Source organism: Pseudomonas sp. EA_105y_Pfl2_R69 (assembly GCF_963970915.1).
Classification (GTDB): Bacteria; Pseudomonadota; Gammaproteobacteria; order Pseudomonadales; family Pseudomonadaceae; genus Aquipseudomonas.
In genome coordinates, this window is record NZ_CAXAOO010000002.1 from 688,039 (window position 1) to 708,631 (window position 20,593).

Sequence of the window (20,593 nt, forward strand, 5' to 3'; positions counted from 1 at the left end):
CGTGGCCTCAGGCCGCGCCTTATTGGAGTTGGCTATGTCACGTGTGTTGTTCGCCCTGCTGTTGGCAACCCTAGGTTCGCCTGGTTTCGCGGCCGGCTTGCCGACCTATGAACTGGTGATCCGCGATGGTCATTTCACCCCGCCACTGCTCGAAGTGGCGGCGGGCCAACGCTTCAAGATCGTGCTGCATAACCAGGGGCAAGGCCCTGCGGAATTCGAAAGCACGCCTCTGCGCGTGGAGAAGGTCATGTCGCCCGGAGTCACCTCGTTCGTGGTGATTCACCCGCTGCGGCCTGGCCATTACCCGTTCTTCGACGAATTCCATCTTGAACTGCCCGAGGGCGGCATAGTCGCCAAATGAACCAGCTGCACCGGAGTATCGAATGAATCAGTCGCTGTTTATCGTCTGGCGGGAAAGCGTCGAGGCGTTGCTGGTGATCGGCATCCTGCATGCCTGGATCAGTCAGCAGGCTGAGCGTGGCCGCGCCATGACTTTTCTCTGGGGTGGCGTGGCGCTGGGCCTGGCGTTGTCCGCGGCGCTGGCGCTGACCATCCTGTTCGCCGGCGAATGGCTGGCGGGCGCGGCCGGCGAATGGTTTCAGGCGGCGTTGGTGCTGCTGGCCAGTCTGTTGATCCTGCAGATGGTCGGCTGGATGCGTCGGCATGGCCGCACTTTCAAGCGCGATCTGCAACAGGCGGCCGACACTCACCTGCAGCGCAATGGCGGCCTCGGTCTGCTGCTCCTGGCGATGCTCGCGGTGGGTCGCGAAGGCAGCGAGACCGTGGTCTTCCTCTATGGTCTGGGCGTGCACAAGCAAGGCGCCGCGCTCTGGCAGTTCGCCCTCGGCGGCGCGGCGGGTTTCGCTCTGGCACTGCTCACCTTCATGCTGCTGCAGGCCGGCAGCCGGTTGCTGTCCTGGCGGCATTTCTTCCTGTTCAGCGAAATAGTGCTGCTGTTGCTCGGTGCCGCCATGTTGATCGCCGGGCTCGACCGCATCAGCGGCCAACTGATGGCGCTGGAACTGCCCGAGCAGGTCTACACCTGGTTCGGCGATGCACTCTGGGACACCTCGGCCGGCCTGGATGACGCCTCGGGCCTGGGGGCGGTACTGGCCAATTTCGCCGGTTACCGCGCCATGCCCTCCCTGGCCACGGTCGCCACCCTCGCCGGTTATTGGGCTGTGGTCGCGCTCTGGCTGCGGCGCAGTTCGCCCGCCGTGTCGCCATGCGCCAGCTAAACGGCCTGCTAGGCGGCCTGGGCGACGCGCTACGGCGTCATGCACGGCTGATTCGTGGGCTGCAATGGGCGGTCGTGGCCTTCTATGGGCTGTTGCTGGTGCTACCGGCGCTGCTGCCATTGCCATCCAGTCAGGCACGTATTCTCGACAACCTGACGCTGCTCGCTCAGTTCATTTTCTGGGGCCTCTGGTGGCCGTTCGTATTGCTGTCGATCGTGCTGTTCGGCCGGCTCTGGTGCGGGGTGCTCTGCCCCGAAGGCTCGCTCAGCGAGTGGATCAGCTGGCGCGGGTTGGGTCGCGGCACGCCACGCTGGATTCGCTGGGGCGGCTGGCCGACCCTGGCGTTTATCCTTACCACTGTTTATGGCCAGCTGATCAGCGTTTACGACTATGCCCAGGCGGCCTTGCTGATTCTCGGCGGCTCGACCCTCGCGGCGATGCTGGTGGGTTTTCTCTACGGCCGCGGCAAACGTGTCTGGTGCCGTTACCTGTGCCCGGTCAGCGGCGTGTTCGCCCTGCTCGCCCGCCTGGCACCCATGCATTACAAGGTCGACGAGCAGCGCTGGCTGGACAACCCGCCGCCGCGTCAGCCGCCGCCGAACTGCGCGCCGCTGCTGGATATCCGCCGCATGCAGGGTGCCGCCGACTGTCACGCCTGCGGGCGCTGCAGCGGCCAACGCGGCGCGGTGAAGCTGAGCGCGCGCTCGCCGAACGCCGAGGTGCTGATCGTCGGCCCGCAGCACGCCAGCCATTGGGACAGCAGCCTGTTGCTGTTCGGCGTGATCGGCCTGGCCATGGGGGCCTTTCAATGGACGGTCAGCCCCTGGTTCGTCAGCCTGAAACAGATGGCGGCGACCTGGCTGGTCGAGCACGACAGCTACTGGTTGCTGCAAGCCGATGCGCCCTGGTGGCTGCTGACCCATTACCCGCAAGCCAATGACTTGTTCAGCTGGCTCGACGGCCTGCTGATCCTGATCTACCTGGCGGCCAGCGCACTGCTGCTCGGCGGTGGCCTGTGGCTGCTGCTGCGCGCCGCGGCGTTGCTGGTGTCGCGCACCGGCAATGTCTTCGAGCACCTGGCCTTGAGCCTGATTCCGCTCGGTGCCTGCGGGCTGTTTCTCGGCCTTAGCGCCACCACCGTCAAGTTGCTGCGTTACGAGGGCCTGGCCCTGACCTGGGTGCAACCAGCCCGCGCCGGGCTACTCGCGGCCGCCATAGGCTGGAGCCTGTGGTTGGGCTGGCAGGTGCTGGGCCGGCATGGCGCGCGCGGACTGAATCGGCTCGCGGCGTTCAGCTGTCTGGCGCTGGGTACCGCCGGGGTCGGCTATGGCTGGTGGCTGCAGTTCTGGGGCTGGAGCTGAGTCGTATCAGCAGACGATGACTGTTCCCTCCTCGCTGCGCGCCCGCCCATCGCGCCCAGACTTGTTTGAGATCAAGGAAGCCCCGGCCATCGACCTTCTAGCATGCAGTCTCGGGCAATCCCGAGCTGCACAGTGGGAGAAACCATGCTGACCGAACCATCGCTTGTCGCACAGTTGCGCCGTCATCACCTGTTCAGCCGGCTACCGGAGGCGGCGCTGCAGGAGGTGTGCGCCTCGGCCAATCTAAAGCGCCTGGCTGCTGGTGCTTCGCTGTTCCACCAGGGCGACAAGGCCGATCGTTTCTATTTCGTCTTCAGCGGCCAGGTGAAACTGCATCGAGTGGTCTGTGATGGTCAGGAGAAACTGGTGGAAATCATCCGCGCCGGCGAATCCTTTGCCGAGGCGCTGCTGTTCACCGGTGTGCCGCAGTACCCGGTCAGCGCCACTGCCCTGAAGACCTGCCAGATGGCCAGCCTGCACGGTGCGCAGTACCGCCGTCTGCTGGAAGAACACCCGAGCATCTGCCTGGATATTCTCGCCACCCTGAGCATCCGCCTGCACCAGCGGTTGAATGAAATCGACACCCTGACCCTGGCCAACGCCTGCCACCGGGTCAGGCGCTTTCTGGTCCAGGCCCACGAAGAAGGTAAGGGGGTGATCCTGCTCGATGTACCCAAACGCCTGATCGCCTCGAGGCTGGGCATTCAGCCGGAAACCTTCTCGCGCATCCTCCATCGCCTGATCGACTCGGGCGTGATTGCCGTACAGCGCCGGAGTATCGAGATCATCGATCTGCAGGGCCTGAGTAACTACGACTAACAGGCCATAAGTGCAGAATTGACTGTGGTCAATGTCAGCCTCTGCACGGTCGTCAAACTGGATAACCTCTTGACATTTTAAGGGTGCACGCAATGTCCAAGCCCCCACAGCCCCTGGTCTACTCCTGCTCCGGCTGCTCCAACGTGGCGCAACTGGCCAATACCCTCGCCGTGCGTCTGGATCGTGCCGGCCTGGCGGAAATGTCCTGCATCGCCGGCGTCGGCGGGCATGTCCAGGCGCTGGTGAGCAAGGCCAGCAGCGGCCGGCCGATCCTCGCCATCGACGGCTGCCCCCTGCACTGCGTCAGCGCCTGTCTGGCCCAGCATGGCGTCAGCGCCGATGTACACATCACCCTCAGCAGCTATGGCCTGCGCAAACGCTACCGGGAAGATTGCAGCGAGGCAGAAGCCGACGCGTTGTTCGCGGACATGAGCCGCATCATCGCCAGCGATCTCGACCAGCCGCGCCGGGCGCAAGCCGTACCTGTCTCGCGCCAGCCGCAGGCCCAGGCTACGGGCGTGCAAGCGACGGACTGAAGGCTGCGCGAGCCGCGTTATGGCTAAAGCGCCCTTTAACCCTGGTCGGCCAGCGTTATTTCCATCATGACCGCCGATTAGAAATATTCAAATTCAACAGGTTGCAGACCATATGCGGCCAGCTATCGATAACCGCGGCATGCATTGCATAACCGCTATGCAGGGAGAATCCATGAAGAAAATTCTGCAACCCCTGGCCTGGTACCTGGCACTGACTGCGATACTGGCCATGGCCAGCGGTGTCGCCCTCGGCCTCGCCACCGATACCTCAGTAGCGCCGCCCTCTACTCCGAGCAAGACCCTCGCGGGCTGACGATCAGCGCCAGGCCATGCCAGCGCCACCCAAACAATCAGGATGTCTTTTATGGTGCTTCATCGCGTTCATCACCAGATTCTCCGTAGTCACCATTTGTTCGAGCCACTGAACGAAGAGCAGATGGATGAGCTGATGAGCACCAGTCAACTGCTCAGCATCGACAAGGGCGAGCCCTTGTTCCGCCAGGGTGAGCCGGCCCATTCGTTCTATTTCGTCATCGCCGGCGCGGTGAAGATCTACCGCCTGACTCCGGACGGGCAGGAGAAGGTATTCGAGGTCATCGGCAACCGGCAGACCTTCGCCGAAGCCATGATGCTGATGGACACGCCCAACTACGTCGCCTCGGCCGAGGCGGTGTGCCCCACGCAGCTCTACCGCATCGCCAACAGCACCTATATGCGCCTGCTGCAGAGCAATAGCCGGCTGACCTTCGCCCTGCTCGGTAAGCTCTGCGTGCGCCTGCACCAGCGGGTCAACGAGATCGAAACGCTGTCGCTGAAAAACGCCACCCACCGCGTGGTGCGCTACCTGATCACCCAGCTCGCGCGCCAGCCGGACGCCGGCAACAGTTTCGAGTTGCCGATGGCCAAGCAGCTGATCGCCGGGCACTTGTCGATTCAGCCGGAGACCTTCTCAAGGATCATGCGCCGCCTGATCGACGAGGAAATCATCAGCCAGGAAGGCCGCCAGATCGTAATTCTCGACCGCCTGCGCCTGGAGCAGTTCGAGTGAAATGCCTGCCTTCGCGTCTATGAGCGGTCGCCATGCCTAAATGCCTGTATTGCCAACGAGACAATCCACCCCAGGAAGTCGAGTGCCGCCACTGCGGCATGCCCCTGCCGGCGCTGGCCGACGGCGCGGGCGAACGCCGACAACGGCGATTTATGTGGTTCTGCATCGGCCTGACGGTGTTTTGCGCGGTGATGATCGTCTGGTTGCCGCGTAGCATCGCCTGAGCTGCCCTCCCCCCAAGAGCCCGCACGGCGCACCCTACCCATCCTCCACGGGCGCACTAAGGCCCTCCCAGCCGTAGGGTGCGCCGCGCGCACCAAGTCTTCGCGGCGTTCAGGCCTGGGTCAGTTGCCGATACAACTGCGGCAGGCGCAGCGGCAATTGCTGCGGCTGGCGGATCTGGGTGTAGCCATTGGCACCGAACATATACGGCAGGTAATCGCCGGCTTCGCTGTCGATGGTGATGCAGAACGGCAACAACCCCTGACGCCGCGCCTCCAGCACCGCTTCGCGGGTGTCCTCGACGCCGTAGCGGCCCTCGTAGAGATCCAGGTCGTTGGGCTTGCCATCGGTCACCAATAGCAGCAGTTTGCGCCGCTGCTTGCAGGCACCGAGCAGCACGGTGGCCTGGCGGATGGCCGCGCCCATGCGCGTGTAATAGCCGGGTTTGAGCGCCTGGATGCGTCCGCGGGTGGTGTCGTCATAACGCTGTTTGAATGACTTGAGCTCCTGCATGCGCACCTGCTGGCGGCGCAGGGATGAGAAACCGTAGAGGGCGAACTCGTCGCCCAGGGCCGACAGGGTCTCACCGAACAGCAGCAGGCTGTCGCTGATCACCTCGATCACCCGGTGCTGGTCGTCCAGGTGGGCGTCGGTGGACATCGACACATCCGCCAGCAGCAGGCAGGCCAGATCGCGGCGGCTGGGGCGCTGCTCCATAAACAGGCCGCGCTCGGCGCACTGACCATGCTGACGCTCGACATGAAAATCCAGCCAGGCCTGCATGTCCAGCTCCGAGCCCTGGGGTTGCTGGCGCAGCCACTGGCGATCGTTGCGCAGGTGCTCGAACTGCCGGCGCAGGCGCTTGGCCAGCGGAGCCAGACGCAAGGGCAGCGGCTGCGCCTCGCTGCCACGCGGCACCATCATCTGCAGGTTGACGAAATCCTCGCGCAGGCTCTGCTTGCGATAGTCCCACTCCGGCAGCTTGATGCCCTCGCCCAGCGGAATATCGTCGACATCCGCCGGCGGCAGATCGAGGTGTAACTTGAGCCCGCCGCCCTTGCGCAGGCGTTGCTTGGACAGGGCCAGTTCGTCGAGATCCTCGGCGACCCGCGCGGCGTCCAGGTCTTCGCTGTCGTCGCTGCAGCGATCCAGCTCGACATGCTCGGACCAGCTGAACAGGTTCTCCAGACGGAAGATCAGCAGGCCGCCCTTGCTGGTGCTTTCCTCGACCCGCTTGGCGCGCTTGGGCCCGACCTTCTGCTCGCCCGGCGGAGTCAGCAGGTTGCCCTCGCTTTCCTCGCCCAGCTCGCAGGCCTGGGGTTCGCCGAGGTTTTCCGCCGGATACAGCCACAGCGGCAACGGCCAGGGGGCCAGCTCGCTGCGCGGAAAATGCTCGACGCTGCCTGGTTCGCGCAGGGCCTGACAGAGCGCAATCTCCAGCTCGGCCTCGCCCTTGCCCAACGAATCCGGATCCGGGCGCAACTGCAGATGGGCCTCGACCAGGCGCTGATAGCGCGGACGCAGGGCCGGGTAGCTCTGCAGCAACTGCCGAGTCCAGCGCTGGTTATCGCGCGCCCAGTGGCGCATCTCTCCCGCGTGCGCGGCCAGCAGCGCCAGCCAGCGATAGAGGTCCTGATTCAGCGCGACCTCGGGGTACACCGCCAGGCTCGGCGGCAGGCGCAGGTTGCTGGCATCGCACCAGGCCACCGGCAGTTGCTTGCAGCTACCGGCCACCTGTTGCAGCAGGGTGCGCCGCAACACCAGGTCGCGGGCGCTGGCGGCCTCCACGCCGACGCCGCTGGCACCGCCCATGGCGCGGAACAACAACGCCAGGGGCCGCTGCATGCTGGCCAGTTCGACCCGCGCCTCGGGAAAATCCGGGCTGGCGCGTCGGGTGATAAAGCGGTGCCAGACGCTGCCCACCCACTCTTCCAGTTCGACGGTAAAAGCCATCTGCTTCACCTTTCTTAATCTTGATTGATGCAATGGCTAACAGGCCGCAAAGGCGGTTTGGCAGTCCTCGTAGGGTGCGCCGTGCGCACCAGCACTGGCTGCATCATCCTTGGTGCGCATGGCGCACCCTACGTATTGCGACCACTCTCGCCACATGCAACACCTAATCGGTACATAACCAAATGCAAAAACGGCCCGCTGTACCAGCCGGGCCGAAATCTATTTACTTACCGCGCACCGCTCAGGCCGAAACGATCAGGGCGGCTTCGTCGCGGGCCGTGGCCCGGGCACGCTGTTTGAAGCTGTACAGGTAGCAGATCAAGCCGCCCAGGAAGACCACACCGGCCGCCAGACGCAGCCAGAAGAACACGGCCAACTGGTCGACGGTATTCATGAACGACAGCGCAGTGCCATCGGTCGGCAGACGTTGCAGTTGTACCTGCACCACGCCAGCGGCGGTGAGGAACAGGGTGATCGCCACCATCGACAGGGTCATCAACCAGAAGCCCCAGATCTCTACGGTCTGCGCCCGCTCGTCCGGCGCTTCGCCCAGACCACGCAAACGCGGCATGGCGTAGCTGATCAGGGTCATCACGATCATCGCGTAGGCACCGTAGAAGGCCAGGTGGCCGTGCGCCGCAGTCAGTTGCGAGCCGTGGGTGTAGAAGTTCACCGGGGCCAGGGTATGCAGGAAGCCCCACACGCCAGCACCGAAGAACGCGGTCACGGTAGTGCCCTTGGCCCAGAGGGTGGCGGCGCGGTTCGGGTGCTGGCGACGCCGCTTGCCAACCATGGTGAAGGCGAACAGCACCATGGCGAAGAAGGGTACCGGTTCCATCGCCGAGAAAATCGAGCCGACCCACAGCCAGACCTCGGGCGCGCCTATCCAGAAGAAGTGGTGACCGGTACCGAGGATGCCGGTGATCAGGGCCATGGCGATGATCACATACAGCCACTTCTCGACCACTTCACGGTCCACCCCGGTGACCTTGATCAGGACGAAGGCGAGCATCGCGCCCATGATCAATTCCCACACGCCTTCCACCCACAGGTGCACCACGAACCACCAGTAGTACTTGTCGCGCGCCAGGTTTTCCGGGTTGTAGAAGGAGAACAGGAAGAACACCGCCAGACCGATCAGGCCGGTCATCATGACCATGCTGATGGTGGTCTTGCGCCCCTTGAGCAGGGTCATGCCGATGTTGTAGAGGAAGCCCAGGGCGACCACCACGATGCCCATCTTGGTGATGGTCGGCTGTTCGAGGAATTCCCTGCCCATGGTCGGCAGCAGGTCATTGCCGGTCATCTTGGCCAGCCCGGCGTAAGGCACGAACAGGTAGCCGAGGATGGTCAGCACGCCGGCGGCGGCAAATACCCAGAACAGGATCATCGCCAGCAGCGGGCTGTGTAGCTCGCGGTCGGCCTCCTCGGGTATCAGGTAGTAGGCCGCGCCCATAAAGCCGAACAGCAGCCAGACGATCAGCAGGTTGGTATGGACCATCCGTGCCACGTTGAAGGGAATCAGCGGGAACAGGAAGTCGCCGACCACGTATTGCAGGCCCATGATCAAGCCGAACAGGATCTGCCCGACGAACAGCATCAAAGCAAACACGAAGTACGGCTTGGCCACGGCTTGCGAGGCGAATTTCAGATGGGGGTTGGCAATGGTCATCTATCAGCCCTCCTTGTTTGGTGGCCAGTCGTTGGTATCGATCTTCGAAGTCCACTTGAGGAACTCCGCCATATCGTCCACTTCCTGCTCGCTGAGGTTGAATTGCGGCATCGCCCGGCGACCAGGAATGCCCAGGGGCTGCGCCTTCATCCAGGCATGCAGGAACGGTTTGAAGGCCGCATCCTCGCCACGCCGGGTGAATACATTGCCCAGTTCGGGTGCGAAGTAGGCACCCTCGCCCAGCAGGCTGTGGCAGCCGATGCAGTTGTTGTTTTCCCAGACCGCTTTGCCGCGCACCACCGACTCGTTCATCTGCGAGGCGTTGCTGCGTTCTGGAAAGGTCTGTTCTGTGTGATAGGTCAGGGCCAGGAATACCAGGAAGAAGAACACGCTCCCCCCAAAGTAGATATTCCGAGCCATGCCCTTGGTGAAGGTCTCTGACATGGTCGCTTCCTCTTTGCTTGGCGTGACCATTCTAGGAAGCCTGCTAACGAAACCTGCTTGATGGCAATCAAGAAAATCCGATGGTTTTGCTCGGGTATGGCAAAGGGGGTGGGAAACGGGGAAGAGCATCGTAGGGTGGATGACGCTTTATCCATCCACCAAATCGCGGCGGTGGATGAGAAAGGCGTCATCCACCCTACAGGCTCCGGCCTTTCAACTATTCGAGCCTGAACGAGTGGCCCAATGTGGGAGGGGCTTCAGCCGCGGGAAGCTCGCCGCTGAAGCGCCTCCCACGGTTCGTAGCCTGGCCTGGATCTGCGTAGGTACATGGGATCTACGAAGAGAAGTGCAACGCCAGAAGCGCACCCAAAGCCATCGTCAGCGGCCAGGCGAGCAGCAGCCCGCGCCATAAGCGCGGGGCATGGCGCAACTCCATGAAGCCGTCGGTGATCAGCCAGGCCTTGCCCAGGGCTGCGAGCAAGACGGCCACGGCCAGCGACAAGGTCGCCCCGCTGCTGCCCAGCTGCACGCTGGCAACCGACAGCACGGCCAGGCCCAGCCAGCAGGCGATCAGGGTAGTCGAAGCGGACATGGCGACCTCCCGGTCAATTGAGCACATAGACCAGCGGAAACAGCAGCACCCAGACCAGATCGACCATGTGCCAATAGAGCACGCCGGACTCCAGTGCGCTGCAATTGCCCGGGCCATAGAGGTTGCGCCGACAGCGTTCGGCCAACCAACCGAGGATGAACAGACCGAGCAGCACATGGACGAAGTGAAAGCCGGTGAGGATCCAGTACAGGGTAAAGAAGGTGTTGTGCTCCATGCCCAGACCCATACTGGCCAGGTGGCTGTACTCGCCTAGCTTCAACCCCACATAGACGCTGGCCGACAGCAGCGCCGCCAACAACAACCAGGCAGCGCGCCGCGCGCGAGCCTGGCGCACCTGCTCCTGGGCCAGCGCGGCGAACAGGCCGGACGTGAGCAGGCTCAGGGTCAACGCCAGGCCGGTGGAGCTGTCGAGCAACTGGCGGCCGTCGTGGAACAGTTGCGGCTGCAAGGCCTGGGCCACCGCGAAGGTGAGGATCAGTAGGGCGAAGACCGTCAGCTCGGCGAGGATAAACAACCACATCGCCAGGTCGCCCGGCAGATGCCGCACCGGGCTGGCGTCGCTTTCAAGCGAAGTGGACATCGACCACGTCCATCAGCGCCGCGACGGTCTGCGGATCGTCCGATAGCGGCTCGGCCAGACAGGCCAGGCAGGCATCACGCGGGCTCATGCCGGAGCCGATCATGCGCGCGGTGAAGATCAGCAGGCGCGTCGAAGCTACCTCCTCCAGGTCGCGTTGCTCCAGTCGGCGCAGGGCCTGACCGAGCTTGACCACCTGCGCGGCCAGCTCGGCACCGACCCGCGCCTCGTTGGCGACGATGCGCTCTTCGTCGGCCACCGCCGGGTAGTCGAAACGCAAGGCGACGAAACGCTGGCGGGTGCTCGGCTTCATACCCTTGAGCAGGTTCTGATAGCCGGGGTTATAGGACACCACCAGCATGAAACCCGGTGGCGCGCGCAGCACCTCGCCGGTGCGCTCCAGGTACAGCTCGCGGCGGTCATCGGCCAGCGGATGGAGGACCACGGCGGTGTCCTGGCGCGCCTCGACCACCTCATCGAGGTAGCAGATACCGCCCTCGCGCACCGCGCGGGTCAGCGGGCCGTCCTGCCACCAGGTGCCCTGGGCACCAATCAGATGGCGACCGACCAGGTCGGCGGCACTCAGGTCGTCATGACAGGCCACGGTGTACAGCGGCAGGTTCAAACGGTGCGCCATGTACTGCACGAAGCGGGTCTTGCCGCAACCGGTCGGACCCTTGATCAGCACCGGCATGCCGTGCTGCCAGGCCTGCTCGAACAGCACCTGCTCATTGCCCAGGGGTTGATAGAACGGCGCATCCAGCACGGCAGTCGTGTCGGCTAGTTTCACAGGCGCATTCACAGTCAGTACCTCACCGCGGTGATTAATCATGCCTGCACGCTACCCGCGACCCGCTACGGCCCTCAAGCCGCGTGCAGGCAACTCTTGATTGCGGTCAAGCCCATCGGCAATCGGCCTGGTTATGCTGCCCCCAGAGTTGAATTGAGTGAGCGTTGGCACAGCTGTCATTACCAGTGTCACGCCTCATATACGAACCCTTTACGAACATCACGGGTCAATACCCATAACTGCTGAGATTAGTGCTCGCAGCGAGAGGCTTGAGCAGCACCTAGAAGAAGACGCAAAACCGTAACTGTAGCGAAATTGGCAGGGTCTTTGCCCTGCTCTCAATAGCCTTGAGGAAATAGTCATCATGAAGAAAGTCCTGATTCCATTGTTCGCCCTGGGGGCGGCGCTGAGCGTGCAACCCGCCTTCGCCACAGACGCTGAAGCCGAAGCGCTGTTCAAGAGCAAGCCCTGCGCGGCATGCCACAACATCGACATGAAGATGGTTGGCCCGGCGCTGAAAGAAGTCGCCGCCAAATACGCGGGCACCGAAGGTGCCGTCGAATTGCTGGCCGGGCGAATTAAGAACGGCACCCAGGGCAACTGGGGCCCGATGCCGATGCCGGCTAACCCGGTCACCGATGAAGAAGCCAAGATCCTTGCCGAATGGGTACTGGGGCTCAAGTAACCAGCTGAGCGGGCAGACTCCCGGTGTCCTGACACTCAGTAACAGCGGCTCTTCCTTCTCAAGTAGAATCCATCAACTGTAGGAGCCCCCTGGCTCCTACAGTTTTTTCGGGCAGCCTTTTAGCTCAAGCCATAGCCGTTATCGACCACCCAATCCTGGCCATAGACACCGCGCGCGCCGGCCGACAACTGGAACAGGATCACGCTGGCGACAGCCGCCGCATCGAGAAAGTGGCCCGGCAGCAAGCGCTGGGCGACGCTGTCGGCGACCTCGTCCAATTGTTCATCGCTCAACCCCAGAGTGCCCCAGATTGCCGTTGCCGTGGGCCCTGGCGAGACCAGGTTGATGCGCACACCGAGTGGCGCGAACTCAACCGCGAGGGTGCGCGCCTGGGCACTGAGCGCCGCCTTGCTGGCGATATAGGCGGCCAGACCGGGAAAGCTCGAACGGGTAAGAAAACTGCTGATGAATACCACCGAACTGGTGGCCGCCAGCGCGTCGCGTAGCGCCGCCAGGGTGTTCAATGCACCGGCACCATTGACCGCCCACTGTCGATCGAATGCAGCCAGATCGAGGCTTTCGGCCAGCTCGGCGATGCCGGCATTGGGCACCAGATAATCCACCGGGCCCAGCTGCGCGGCGCGCAGGCCGAGGCTGGCCAGATCCTCGCTAGAGGTCACGTCACCGGCATGCCAGACCAGGCGTTCCGGGTAGCTTTGTATCAGGTCCTGCAGGCCGCCCAGGCTACGTGACATGGCCAGCACCCGGGCACCGCGTTGCAGCAAAGCCGCGCATAAGGCTAGGCCGATCCCTGAACTGGCTCCGGTGACGACGGCCAGACGATCCTGAAATTCGGTTTTCATCAGCTTCTCCGGTGCTCGGCAATAGCGAGCGGTAAGGCCGCCCACGCACAAGTGGCCTGTGTGACGAGCTCAATTAGTCAATTTCGGCTCCTGAGGCCCTGATACAGCGTTGCTGCTCCTCACCATAGCCAGCTATGACTCGTCGCAGCGCCTTGTCTCAGAACCTCAGTCATCCGAACTTGAATTAACCAACTCGCCGTACAGGCCACTAGGCACAGGCAAGCGGATATCAGTACTTGGGTAACGCGGTGCGGCATGAGCAAGGGCCTGGCGCGTCTGAGTTCAGCGCGCCGCCTGGGCCCTCAGCCCGGGTGACCATCCACCCGTGGCTTGACCAGCATCGGCGCATAGCGCCAGGCATAGATGGCCAGCGCCAGCGACCAGCCGGTTGCCGACAGCCACAGCCCTGCCAGCGGCCATTGCGGGTAGACGAAGACCCGTGCCACGCAAGCCAGGTTGAACAACACCAGGGCCGCCGCCATGCCGGCCGGTAGTTCTAGCGGCCGCCCGGTATGGCCCAGAGTCACGCGGGCGATCATGGCCAGAATCAGCCCACTCATGGCCCCCATGGTCAAACCGTGCAAGGCCGAGCTGGGCGTCGTCAGCAAGCCGGCATGCCACAGCGCCAGACCGATACAGGCAACCACCAGCCAGAGCATCGCCAGGTGCAGCGACCACAGCAGTGGCACCGTCCAGATACCCTTGTCGTACCAGCGCGCCAGACGCAGCAGATGCCCCGCCGCCACCGCCAGGAACAACCCGGCCAGCAGAGCATGTGCCTGCAGGGCCAGGCCGCTGGCGTAGAGTGCGGCGATCAGGGCGGTGCCGAGCAGCAGGGCAATGTCCAGCCACATCCAGGGCTTTACCGCCTCGAGGCGACCCAGACCGCGCTGGGTGAAGAAGGGAATCACTCGGCCGCCGATCAGGCCCATCAGTGCCGCAATCAGCCACAACCCGGCCAACACGCCACGCCGCTGCAGCTCATCGTCGCCCTGAGCCAGGCCGACCAGAAGCAAGGCATTGGCCGCAGCCAGCAGGCACAGCACCACGACGATCGGATAGTTGCGCTTCTGTCGCACCACCCAGAGCATGCGCGCCATCAGGCCGGCCACCGCGAGCAGAAAGCCCAGCTCGAGCGGAATCAGCAGCACCAGGGGCAAACCGAATAACCACCCCAGGCGCGCCGCCAGCCAGAGACTGGCGAGCAGTATCAGGCGCGTGCCGCTCAGGCCCGGTTGACCGGTCCAGGTCTGCACCGCGGTCAGCAGAAAGCCGGCCACTATGGCGGTGGCGAAGCCGAACAGCATTTCGTGGCGGTGCCAGGCGAGCCAGCCACCGACGGGTTGCCAGTCAGGCCCATTGCCGCTCCAGGCCAGCACCCAGAGGGCAATGGCAAATAAGGCGAACAGGCTGCCGGCGAGGAAAAACGGGCGAAAGGCCAGTCGCCAGATGGGCGCAATACTCAGGGCGGTACGCCGGTCGATAATGTTCACTGCAGCCTCCTGAAAAGATCGTCAAGCGCCCGGCAAGCAGCTGTTTGGGTAGCACCAACCGGGACATCGCAGCCACGAGGGTATTGGTAGCCGTTAGGTTCTTTTTACAGGAAGCATGGGCCTGGACGACTTGACCGCGATCAGCTTTGCGCGCCAGGCCAGCGCAAAGCATCAGGTCTGGGCGGCGTAGCGAGCTACGGCTGCTTCGACTCCGGCGGCTGCGGAGCATCGTCGCGGCCCATCGATTTGCGAAAGCCGCCGATTGCGCCACCAATGTCCGAGCCCAGGCTGCGCAGGCGTTTGCTGCCAAACAGCATGACCACGATCAGCAGCACGATCAGAAGTTGCCAGATACTGATACCCATGGGGATTGCCTCTTTTGTGAGTGGTGAAAGTGCTCAGTGCATGCCCATATGCTGCGTGGCCGCGGCCTGTTGCAGCACGTCCTGGTCGATCTGCTCGAAGCGTAACACCCGGGCACCGTGGATGGCGGCCAGTTTGCCGGCCGCCTGCTCATCGGCGAACGAGGCCAGCACCGCGCCCATGGCACCCTTCAACCCGCTGTCGCCGAGGCCGATCACATAAAACGCCTGGGTGGCGTCGATCAGCTGGCTGTCGTCGGGCTTGGTCCAGTCGCTACGGCCCATGTCGTGCACATAGAGCCTGACAGCGCCGACACGGTTTTCCGGTTGCAGCCACCAGCCGAGCATTTCGGCGGCGGAGCAGAATTTCTTCACCCCGGACTTATCCAGCGCCTGGCCCTTGGGCCCGGGGAAATCGGTGATGATCATGCCGCACACATGGCACTCGTCGCCGTTGTGAAAGGCCACCGGAGCAAGGTCTTGCTGCACGGCTTTAGGCTCGTTGCAGGCCGCCAGCAGCAGACCGAGCAGCACTGCGAACAGGGTCCGCGCCGTGCGTATAGACAGGTTGTTCATTGTTGCTTTCTCCATATCCGAAACAGGTCCCGTAGGATGCGCCGTGCGCACCAGGCCAGACGCCGGAGCACGGCGCAGGCAAACATCAGGTCGGCCGGCGCAGAAACAGCCAATAGGCCAACAACAGCGGCGCGCCAACCCACAGCAGCAGGCACAGCCACAGCAAGCCACCGTCAACCGGCAGGTCGCCGCCCAGGGCCATCACGCCGACCGCGCTGCCGCTGCCCTCGAAGCCGGACAGGTTGATCAGCCGGTAGACGTCGGCCGGGTTGAGCAACAGCAACCAGGGCAGCAGATCCGGGTTGAACTTGCCTTCGCTCAGCACCAGCAGTGCCAGCAAAGCCAGGTCGAACACCAGCACGAAGAGGAACCACAGGCCCAGGGCCAGCCCGGCGGCGCTGGATTTTTCACTGACCTTGCTGCTCAGCACATAGGCCATGGCCAGGAATACCCAGCCAAGCAAGGTCGAGGACAACATAAAGCGGCCGAAGGCCCAGGCCAGCAGGCCCAGTTCGACGTCCTCGACCAGTACGCCGATGGCCAAGGCGGCGCAGCCGAAGCCGATCAGGGTGGCCAGCGCCAGAATCAGGCCATGGCCGACGAACTTGCCCAGCAGCAGCTGGCCGCGGCCCAGGGGGTAAGTCAGCAACAACATCAAAGTGCCGCCCTCGTCCTCGCCGACGATGGCGTCGTAGGCCAGCAACAGCGCGATCAGCGGCACCAGAAAGGTGGCCAGGCTGGCCAGACTGGCGATGGTTGCCGGAATAGAGGTAAAGCCCAGTTGCCCGGACGCCGCCGCGCCGAGCCAGGCGATGCCCACCGCCAGCACTGCGAACAACAGGCTGATGGCGAGCAACCAGCGGTTGCGCAGGCCGTCGCTAAGTTCCTTGCGGGCGATATTCCAGACCGTGTTCATCGCGCGCCCTCCTCTGCCTGCCTAGCCTGGGCGTGATCCATATAGTGGCGGTACAGGTCTTCCAGCGACGGTTGATGAATGTCTATGTCCAGGGCACCGCTCTCGCCAAGCAGTTCGCGTAGCAATTCAATCTTGTGGCCGTTGATCGCCACCACCTCGATGCCGTCGGCACCCAGGGTGCGGGCCTTATGCCCGTCGGCGTGCCAGCGCTGCAGCAGTTTTTCGCTGTGCTGCAAACCGCTGGCGCGGATCAACGCGGGCAAGCCGGCATCCGCGCGCAGGCTGGCCAGGCTGCCGACCGCCTGCAAACGACCATGGGCGAGGATCGCCGCGCGATTGATATGCGCCTCGACCCCCGGCAACACATGGGAACAGAGAATGATGCTGGTGCCTTGCTGGCGCAGACGGTCGAGCAGTTGGTAAAGATCCTGGGTGGCGATGGGATCGAGGCCGACCGTGGGCTCGTCGAGCAATAACAGGCGCGGCGTGCCAAGCAGTGCCTGGGCCAGGCCCAAACGCTGGCGCATGCCCTTGGAGTAGGTCTTGACCCGTCGATCCATGGCCGCGGCCAGGCCGACCTGCTCCAGCAACTCGTCCACCTGGCTCAGTGGCGCGCCTTTGAGGCGGGCGAAATGACGCAGAGTCTCGCGGCCACTGAGTTGCGCATAGAAGGTCACGTTCTCCGGCAAATAGCCGAGCTGACGGCGCACCAGCGAGTCGTTCGGACTGCGCCCGAGCACCTGCACCCGGCCGCTGCTGGCCTGCAGCAGGCCGAGAATCAGTTTCATGCTGGTGGTCTTGCCAGCGCCGTTGTGACCGAACAGACCGAGCACTTCGCCCTCGCCCAGGCACAGGTTCAAGTCGTGCAGTACGGTCATGCTGCCGTAGTGATGGCTGACGTCTTCGATTTCGACGGCATTCATGGCGTTGGCTCCTGGCTAGCTTGCAGCAGATCGGCGGTCGGCAGTTGCATCAGCGGGTGGCTGTCCTGCACGCCAGGGGATTTCATCACCGGAAAGGCGCGCTGCACCCAGCGCAGCAACTCGATGCCCGGGCTGTTCATCAACAGGCGCACTTGCGGGTACAGCCACAGCAGACGGTCGACATTGTCGTTGGGTTCGTAGGCGACATCGCCGAGGCCGTCGTCGTCGCGGTCCCAGCCGAGGTAATCGCTCCAGTAGTTGCCGCGCCCCGCCACTGACCATTCCTGGGTACGCACCGCGACGTACTTGACCTGTTGCTGGTTGTCGACGAAGGCGTTACCGACGATGCGGTTGTCCTCGGAGCCGGCGGTCAGGTGAATGCCCAGGGCGCTGCGTTCGAAGTGGTTGTGCTCGATGCTGTTGAACAGCGAGTTGTAAATGAACAGCGCCTTGCCTTCGGCACCGGCGATCATGCTGTCGCCGGTCGAGCCGCTGCGCACGTCGCTGACGAAGTTGTCGCGGATGGTGGAATAGGTGATGTAGTTCATCAGGATGCCGTAGTTCTCGTCCTGTTCGGAGCGATTGCCGATCACCATCAGCTTGCGGCTCTGCATCAGCGCATAACCGGTGCGGGTGCGGCGGGTGGTGTTGCCGAGCACCTGGTTATCGTTGGAGAACATGTAGTGCACGCCGTAGCGCAGGTCTTCCAGGGTGTTGCCTTCGAGCAGGTTGCCGTTCGAAGTATCGATATAGATACCGTCGCGGGCATCGCGCACCTGGTTGTCAATGACCTTGGCACCGCGCACCCCGTACAGGTGGATACCGTTGCCGCGATCCTGCGAGCGGATGCTGGCATCGCCCTGAATGCGGTTGCCGATCAGGCTGACATCCGCCGTGCCGTCGACCCAGATGCCGAAACCCGGACCCTGCATGCGGTTGTTTTTGATCAGCGTGCCGCTGGCCTTGGGCTGGATAAATATGGCGGCGTTCATCGCGGTCATATCGCGGCCCCAGTCGAGCAGCGTGCAGCCTTCGACGGTCACCTCGGGCGCGCTGATGATCAGACCGTTGCCCTGCCCTTGCCCCTGCAACACGGCTCCGGGTTCGCAAAGAATATGCATCGGCTGGTCGATACTGAACGAGCCCTGATACTCGCCGGCGGGCAGCCGCCAGCGATTGTCGCCCTGCGCCTGTAGCGGCAGTGCGGTAATGGGTTGCGGTGCCGCCTGGGCAGCGCCGCAGAAAATAAACAGCGACAGCGCAGCGGCGTAAAGCGAAACGATTGCCTGAGGTCTGAGCACTGCGGTTACCTGGTTTTTGTTAATGGATATGTATCCGTTACCTGTTGCGCGATCGCACGGCTAACTCCGACCAGTCCCCTCGTCCCTCTGGGGAGAGGGTTAGGGTGAGGGGTTGGGTTATCGGTCGGATCATCGACAATGCCGGCCTTGATTACCCTCACAAAGCCCCTCACCCCCAGCCCCTCTCCCGGAGGTAGAGGGGAGCAGACCGCATCCGCCGTGAAGATCCCCGCTAGTTCCCCTTACGGAGCGACGCCATCACGCCGGCTTAACCATCATGCGGCCGACCATTTCCATATGCAGGGCGTGGCAGAACCAGCTGCAGTAGTACCAATGCAGCCCCGGCTTGTCGGCGATAAAGGTGATGGAGGCGGTCTGCTGCGGGCTGATTTCCATGCTCGCACCGTGGTTGACCATGACAAAACCGTGGGACACGTCCTCGATCTGGTCGATGTTGGTGATGGTCACGGTGACTTCATCGCCCTGGTTGACGTTGAACTCGGTCAGCCCGTAGGACGGTGCCATCGAAGTCATGTACACGCGGACCTTGGTGCCCTCGCGGATGACCTTGTTGTCGGTCTCCAGGTTGATGCCGTCCTTCTTCGCCCGCTCGACCGTGGGGGCGAAGAATGGGTCGTTACGGTCCCAGATCTTGCGGGTCTTGATCTGGTCGCGGCGCGCCATGGTGCAGTCGTGCGGTTCGGCAAACGTCGGGCCGTCGTGCACCAGCTTCATTTCGTCGCCGGAGATATCGATCAGCTGATCGTTTTCCGGGTGCAGCGGGCCGGTCGGCAGGAAGCGGTCCTTGGAGAACTTGCTCAGGGCGATCAGCCACTTGCCGTCGGCTTCGCTGGTTTCGCACAGCGAGGCGTGAATGTGCCCCGGGTTGTAGTGCACATCGAGCTTCTGCTTGATGTAGTTGACCTTCTCGCCCTTGTAGGCGCGCACGGCCTCGGCCATGTTCCACTTGACCACCTGGCTGTCGATAAACAGCGTGGTGTAGGCGTTGCCGCGACCGTCGAAGGTGGTGTGCAGCGGGCCCAGACCCAGCTCTGGTTCGGCGGCGATGGCATCGCGCGGGTCCTTGAGCTTGTCGTCGAACAGATCGTCGAGCCTGGCGATTTCGATCATCGACACGGTCGGCGACAGCTTGCCGTTGGCGATGAAGTACTTGCCGTCGGACGAGGTGTTGCAGCCGTGCGGGTTCTTCGGCACCGGGATGTAACGGGTCAGCTGCGAGCCTTCGCGGCCGTCGACCACCGGCGTCTTGGAGTCGCCGAGGGTGGTGAACTTGCCGGCCTTGATCGCCGCTTCGATACGTTCGATGTTGAACACCACCACCCAATCGCGCTCGTTGCGCATCATGCCGCCCAGGTCGTAGGCCTTCTCCGAGTTGTAGCAGGTGGAGGCGGCGTACTTACCGGTATAGTCGGCGTCGGTGTTGTCCAGGTTGCCGTCGACTATGACCTGGAAGGCCATTTCCATGGTCTCGGCGTCGATGGCGTTGAACATGGTGTAGCTGTTCTTGTCCTGCAGATCGTAGGTGCTGCCATCGTTGGGGTGCGGAATAACGAACTCGGCGTTGGCGAACACATATTTGGTGTACGGCACCTTCTGCAGACGCAGGCCGTGGATGGCCTGGACGTTGGGCACGGTGATCATCTTGTCGCACTTCATGATATCCAGACGGATACGCGCGACCCGGCTATTGGCCTTGTCGTTGATAAACAGGTACTTGCCGTCGTATTTGCCGTCGGTCATGGAGATGTGCGGGTGGTGACAATCGCCGTTCTGGAACTTGGCGCTGTCACCCATGATGTGCTTGCTTTCGTTGGTCAGGCCCCAGCCGGTGGCCGAGTCGACGTTGAACACCGGGATGCGCATCAGTTCGCGCATCGAAGGCACACCCACTACGCGCACTTCGCCCTGGTGGCCACCGCTCCAGAAACCGTAGTAATCGTCCAGCTCGCCTGGGCCGACATGAATCTTCGCCTTCGACTCGCTGACCGCAGCGGCCCAGGATTCGCGGGTCATCACAGTACCGCCAAGCGCCGTAGCAGCCACTGCCGCACCGGTGATGGCCGATGCGCCGAGAAATCCGCGGCGACTCAAGCCGGGCTTTTCCAGCTCTTCGGCTGCGCCTTTCGGGGTGTTGTTTTTCGACTCTTTATCGTTCACGGGTTCTGCTCCTTGACTGGATA

Annotated in this window: 23 protein-coding genes; 9 read left to right on the plus strand and 14 right to left on the minus strand. The window is 63.2% G+C overall.

Annotation, left to right across the window (positions count from 1 at the left end; translation table 11 throughout):
* Positions 1–34: 34 nt before the first annotated feature.
* From AACY13_RS09045 to AACY13_RS09080, 8 genes are all read left to right on the plus strand, one after another.
* Positions 35–361: a cupredoxin domain-containing protein gene (locus AACY13_RS09045; protein WP_339460878.1), complete on the plus strand. Its 327-nt coding sequence runs from the start codon at positions 35–37 to the stop codon at positions 359–361.
* A 22-nt stretch (positions 362–383) separates the two neighbouring features.
* The gene (locus tag AACY13_RS09050) at positions 384–1,238 is read left to right on the plus strand and encodes an FTR1 family iron permease (protein WP_339460880.1); all 855 of its coding nucleotides are present in this window, start codon (positions 384–386) and stop codon (positions 1,236–1,238) included.
* A complete protein-coding gene (locus tag AACY13_RS09055; protein ID WP_339460882.1) occupies positions 1,226–2,599 on the plus strand; it encodes a 4Fe-4S binding protein in 1,374 nt (457 codons plus the stop codon). Before AACY13_RS09050 ends, AACY13_RS09055 begins: the two co-directional genes overlap by 13 nt.
* A 144-nt stretch (positions 2,600–2,743) precedes the next feature.
* A complete protein-coding gene (locus AACY13_RS09060; protein WP_339460884.1) occupies positions 2,744–3,418 on the plus strand; it encodes a Crp/Fnr family transcriptional regulator in 675 nt (224 codons plus the stop codon).
* 92 nt (positions 3,419–3,510) lie between these two features.
* Positions 3,511–3,954, plus strand: coding sequence for a putative zinc-binding protein (locus tag AACY13_RS09065; RefSeq protein ID WP_339460885.1), 444 nt, complete (start codon positions 3,511–3,513; stop codon positions 3,952–3,954).
* 172 nt (positions 3,955–4,126) lie between these two features.
* Entirely contained in the window at positions 4,127–4,267 is a 141-nt protein-coding gene (locus tag AACY13_RS09070; protein ID WP_339460887.1) for a hypothetical protein, read from the plus strand.
* A gap of 51 nt (positions 4,268–4,318) precedes the next feature.
* Positions 4,319–5,002, plus strand: a complete 684-nt coding sequence (locus AACY13_RS09075; RefSeq protein WP_238044504.1) for a Crp/Fnr family transcriptional regulator — start codon at positions 4,319–4,321, stop codon at positions 5,000–5,002.
* A gap of 32 nt (positions 5,003–5,034) precedes the next feature.
* Entirely contained in the window at positions 5,035–5,226 is a 192-nt protein-coding gene (locus tag AACY13_RS09080) for a DnrP protein (protein WP_339460891.1), read from the plus strand.
* Between the two features lie 109 nt (positions 5,227–5,335).
* Here the strand turns inward: AACY13_RS09080 and AACY13_RS09085 are convergent, their stop codons facing one another.
* The 6 genes from AACY13_RS09085 to AACY13_RS09110 form a co-directional block, all read right to left on the minus strand.
* Positions 5,336–7,177 carry a nitric oxide reductase activation protein NorD gene (locus AACY13_RS09085; protein ID WP_339460893.1) on the minus strand — a complete coding sequence of 614 codons (1,842 nt, stop codon included), beginning with the start codon at positions 7,175–7,177 and terminating at the stop codon, positions 5,336–5,338.
* A 241-nt stretch (positions 7,178–7,418) separates the two neighbouring features.
* Positions 7,419–8,849, minus strand: a complete 1,431-nt coding sequence (locus AACY13_RS09090) for a cbb3-type cytochrome c oxidase subunit I (protein ID WP_339460895.1) — start codon at positions 8,847–8,849, stop codon at positions 7,419–7,421.
* A gap of 3 nt (positions 8,850–8,852) precedes the next feature.
* On the minus strand, positions 8,853–9,293 hold the full coding sequence (locus AACY13_RS09095) for a c-type cytochrome (protein ID WP_339460897.1): 441 nt from the start codon (positions 9,291–9,293) through the stop codon (positions 8,853–8,855).
* Between the two features lie 334 nt (positions 9,294–9,627).
* A complete protein-coding gene (locus tag AACY13_RS09100) occupies positions 9,628–9,885 on the minus strand; it encodes a cytochrome C oxidase subunit IV family protein (protein WP_339460898.1) in 258 nt (85 codons plus the stop codon).
* 13 nt (positions 9,886–9,898) lie between these two features.
* Positions 9,899–10,486, minus strand: a complete 588-nt coding sequence (locus AACY13_RS09105) for a cytochrome c oxidase subunit 3 (protein WP_339460899.1) — start codon at positions 10,484–10,486, stop codon at positions 9,899–9,901.
* Positions 10,470–11,249: a CbbQ/NirQ/NorQ/GpvN family protein gene (locus tag AACY13_RS09110; protein WP_339460978.1), complete on the minus strand. Its 780-nt coding sequence runs from the start codon at positions 11,247–11,249 to the stop codon at positions 10,470–10,472. Before AACY13_RS09110 ends, AACY13_RS09105 begins: the two co-directional genes overlap by 17 nt.
* Positions 11,250–11,637: 388 nt before the next feature.
* Between AACY13_RS09110 and AACY13_RS09115 the strand changes: the two genes are divergently transcribed.
* Positions 11,638–11,958: a c-type cytochrome gene (locus AACY13_RS09115; RefSeq protein WP_339460900.1), complete on the plus strand. Its 321-nt coding sequence runs from the start codon at positions 11,638–11,640 to the stop codon at positions 11,956–11,958.
* Between the two features lie 119 nt (positions 11,959–12,077).
* Here the strand turns inward: AACY13_RS09115 and AACY13_RS09120 are convergent, their stop codons facing one another.
* The 8 genes from AACY13_RS09120 to nosZ form a co-directional block, all read right to left on the minus strand.
* A complete protein-coding gene (locus AACY13_RS09120; RefSeq protein ID WP_339460901.1) occupies positions 12,078–12,821 on the minus strand; it encodes an SDR family NAD(P)-dependent oxidoreductase in 744 nt (247 codons plus the stop codon).
* Between the two features lie 302 nt (positions 12,822–13,123).
* Positions 13,124–14,314: an NnrS family protein gene (locus AACY13_RS09125; protein WP_339460902.1), complete on the minus strand. Its 1,191-nt coding sequence runs from the start codon at positions 14,312–14,314 to the stop codon at positions 13,124–13,126.
* A gap of 194 nt (positions 14,315–14,508) precedes the next feature.
* The gene (gene tatA / locus AACY13_RS09130) at positions 14,509–14,679 is read right to left on the minus strand and encodes a twin-arginine translocase TatA/TatE family subunit (protein ID WP_339460904.1); all 171 of its coding nucleotides are present in this window, start codon (positions 14,677–14,679) and stop codon (positions 14,509–14,511) included.
* Between the two features lie 33 nt (positions 14,680–14,712).
* Positions 14,713–15,252, minus strand: coding sequence for a nitrous oxide reductase accessory protein NosL (locus AACY13_RS09135; protein ID WP_339460905.1), 540 nt, complete (start codon positions 15,250–15,252; stop codon positions 14,713–14,715).
* An 85-nt stretch (positions 15,253–15,337) separates the two neighbouring features.
* On the minus strand, positions 15,338–16,168 hold the full coding sequence (locus AACY13_RS09140; protein WP_339460906.1) for an ABC transporter permease: 831 nt from the start codon (positions 16,166–16,168) through the stop codon (positions 15,338–15,340).
* Complete coding sequence (locus AACY13_RS09145) at positions 16,165–17,091, minus strand: ABC transporter ATP-binding protein (protein WP_339460908.1); 927 nt, start codon at positions 17,089–17,091, stop codon at positions 16,165–16,167. The genes AACY13_RS09140 and AACY13_RS09145 overlap by 4 nt, the downstream gene beginning before the upstream one ends.
* On the minus strand, positions 17,088–18,350 hold the full coding sequence (locus tag AACY13_RS09150; RefSeq protein WP_445262558.1) for a nitrous oxide reductase family maturation protein NosD: 1,263 nt from the start codon (positions 18,348–18,350) through the stop codon (positions 17,088–17,090). Before AACY13_RS09150 ends, AACY13_RS09145 begins: the two co-directional genes overlap by 4 nt.
* A 300-nt stretch (positions 18,351–18,650) precedes the next feature.
* Positions 18,651–20,570 (minus strand): TAT-dependent nitrous-oxide reductase, encoded by a 1,920-nt coding sequence (gene nosZ, locus AACY13_RS09155; protein ID WP_445262547.1) that lies wholly within the window; start codon positions 20,568–20,570, stop codon positions 18,651–18,653.
* Between the last annotated feature and the right edge of the window lie 23 nt (positions 20,571–20,593).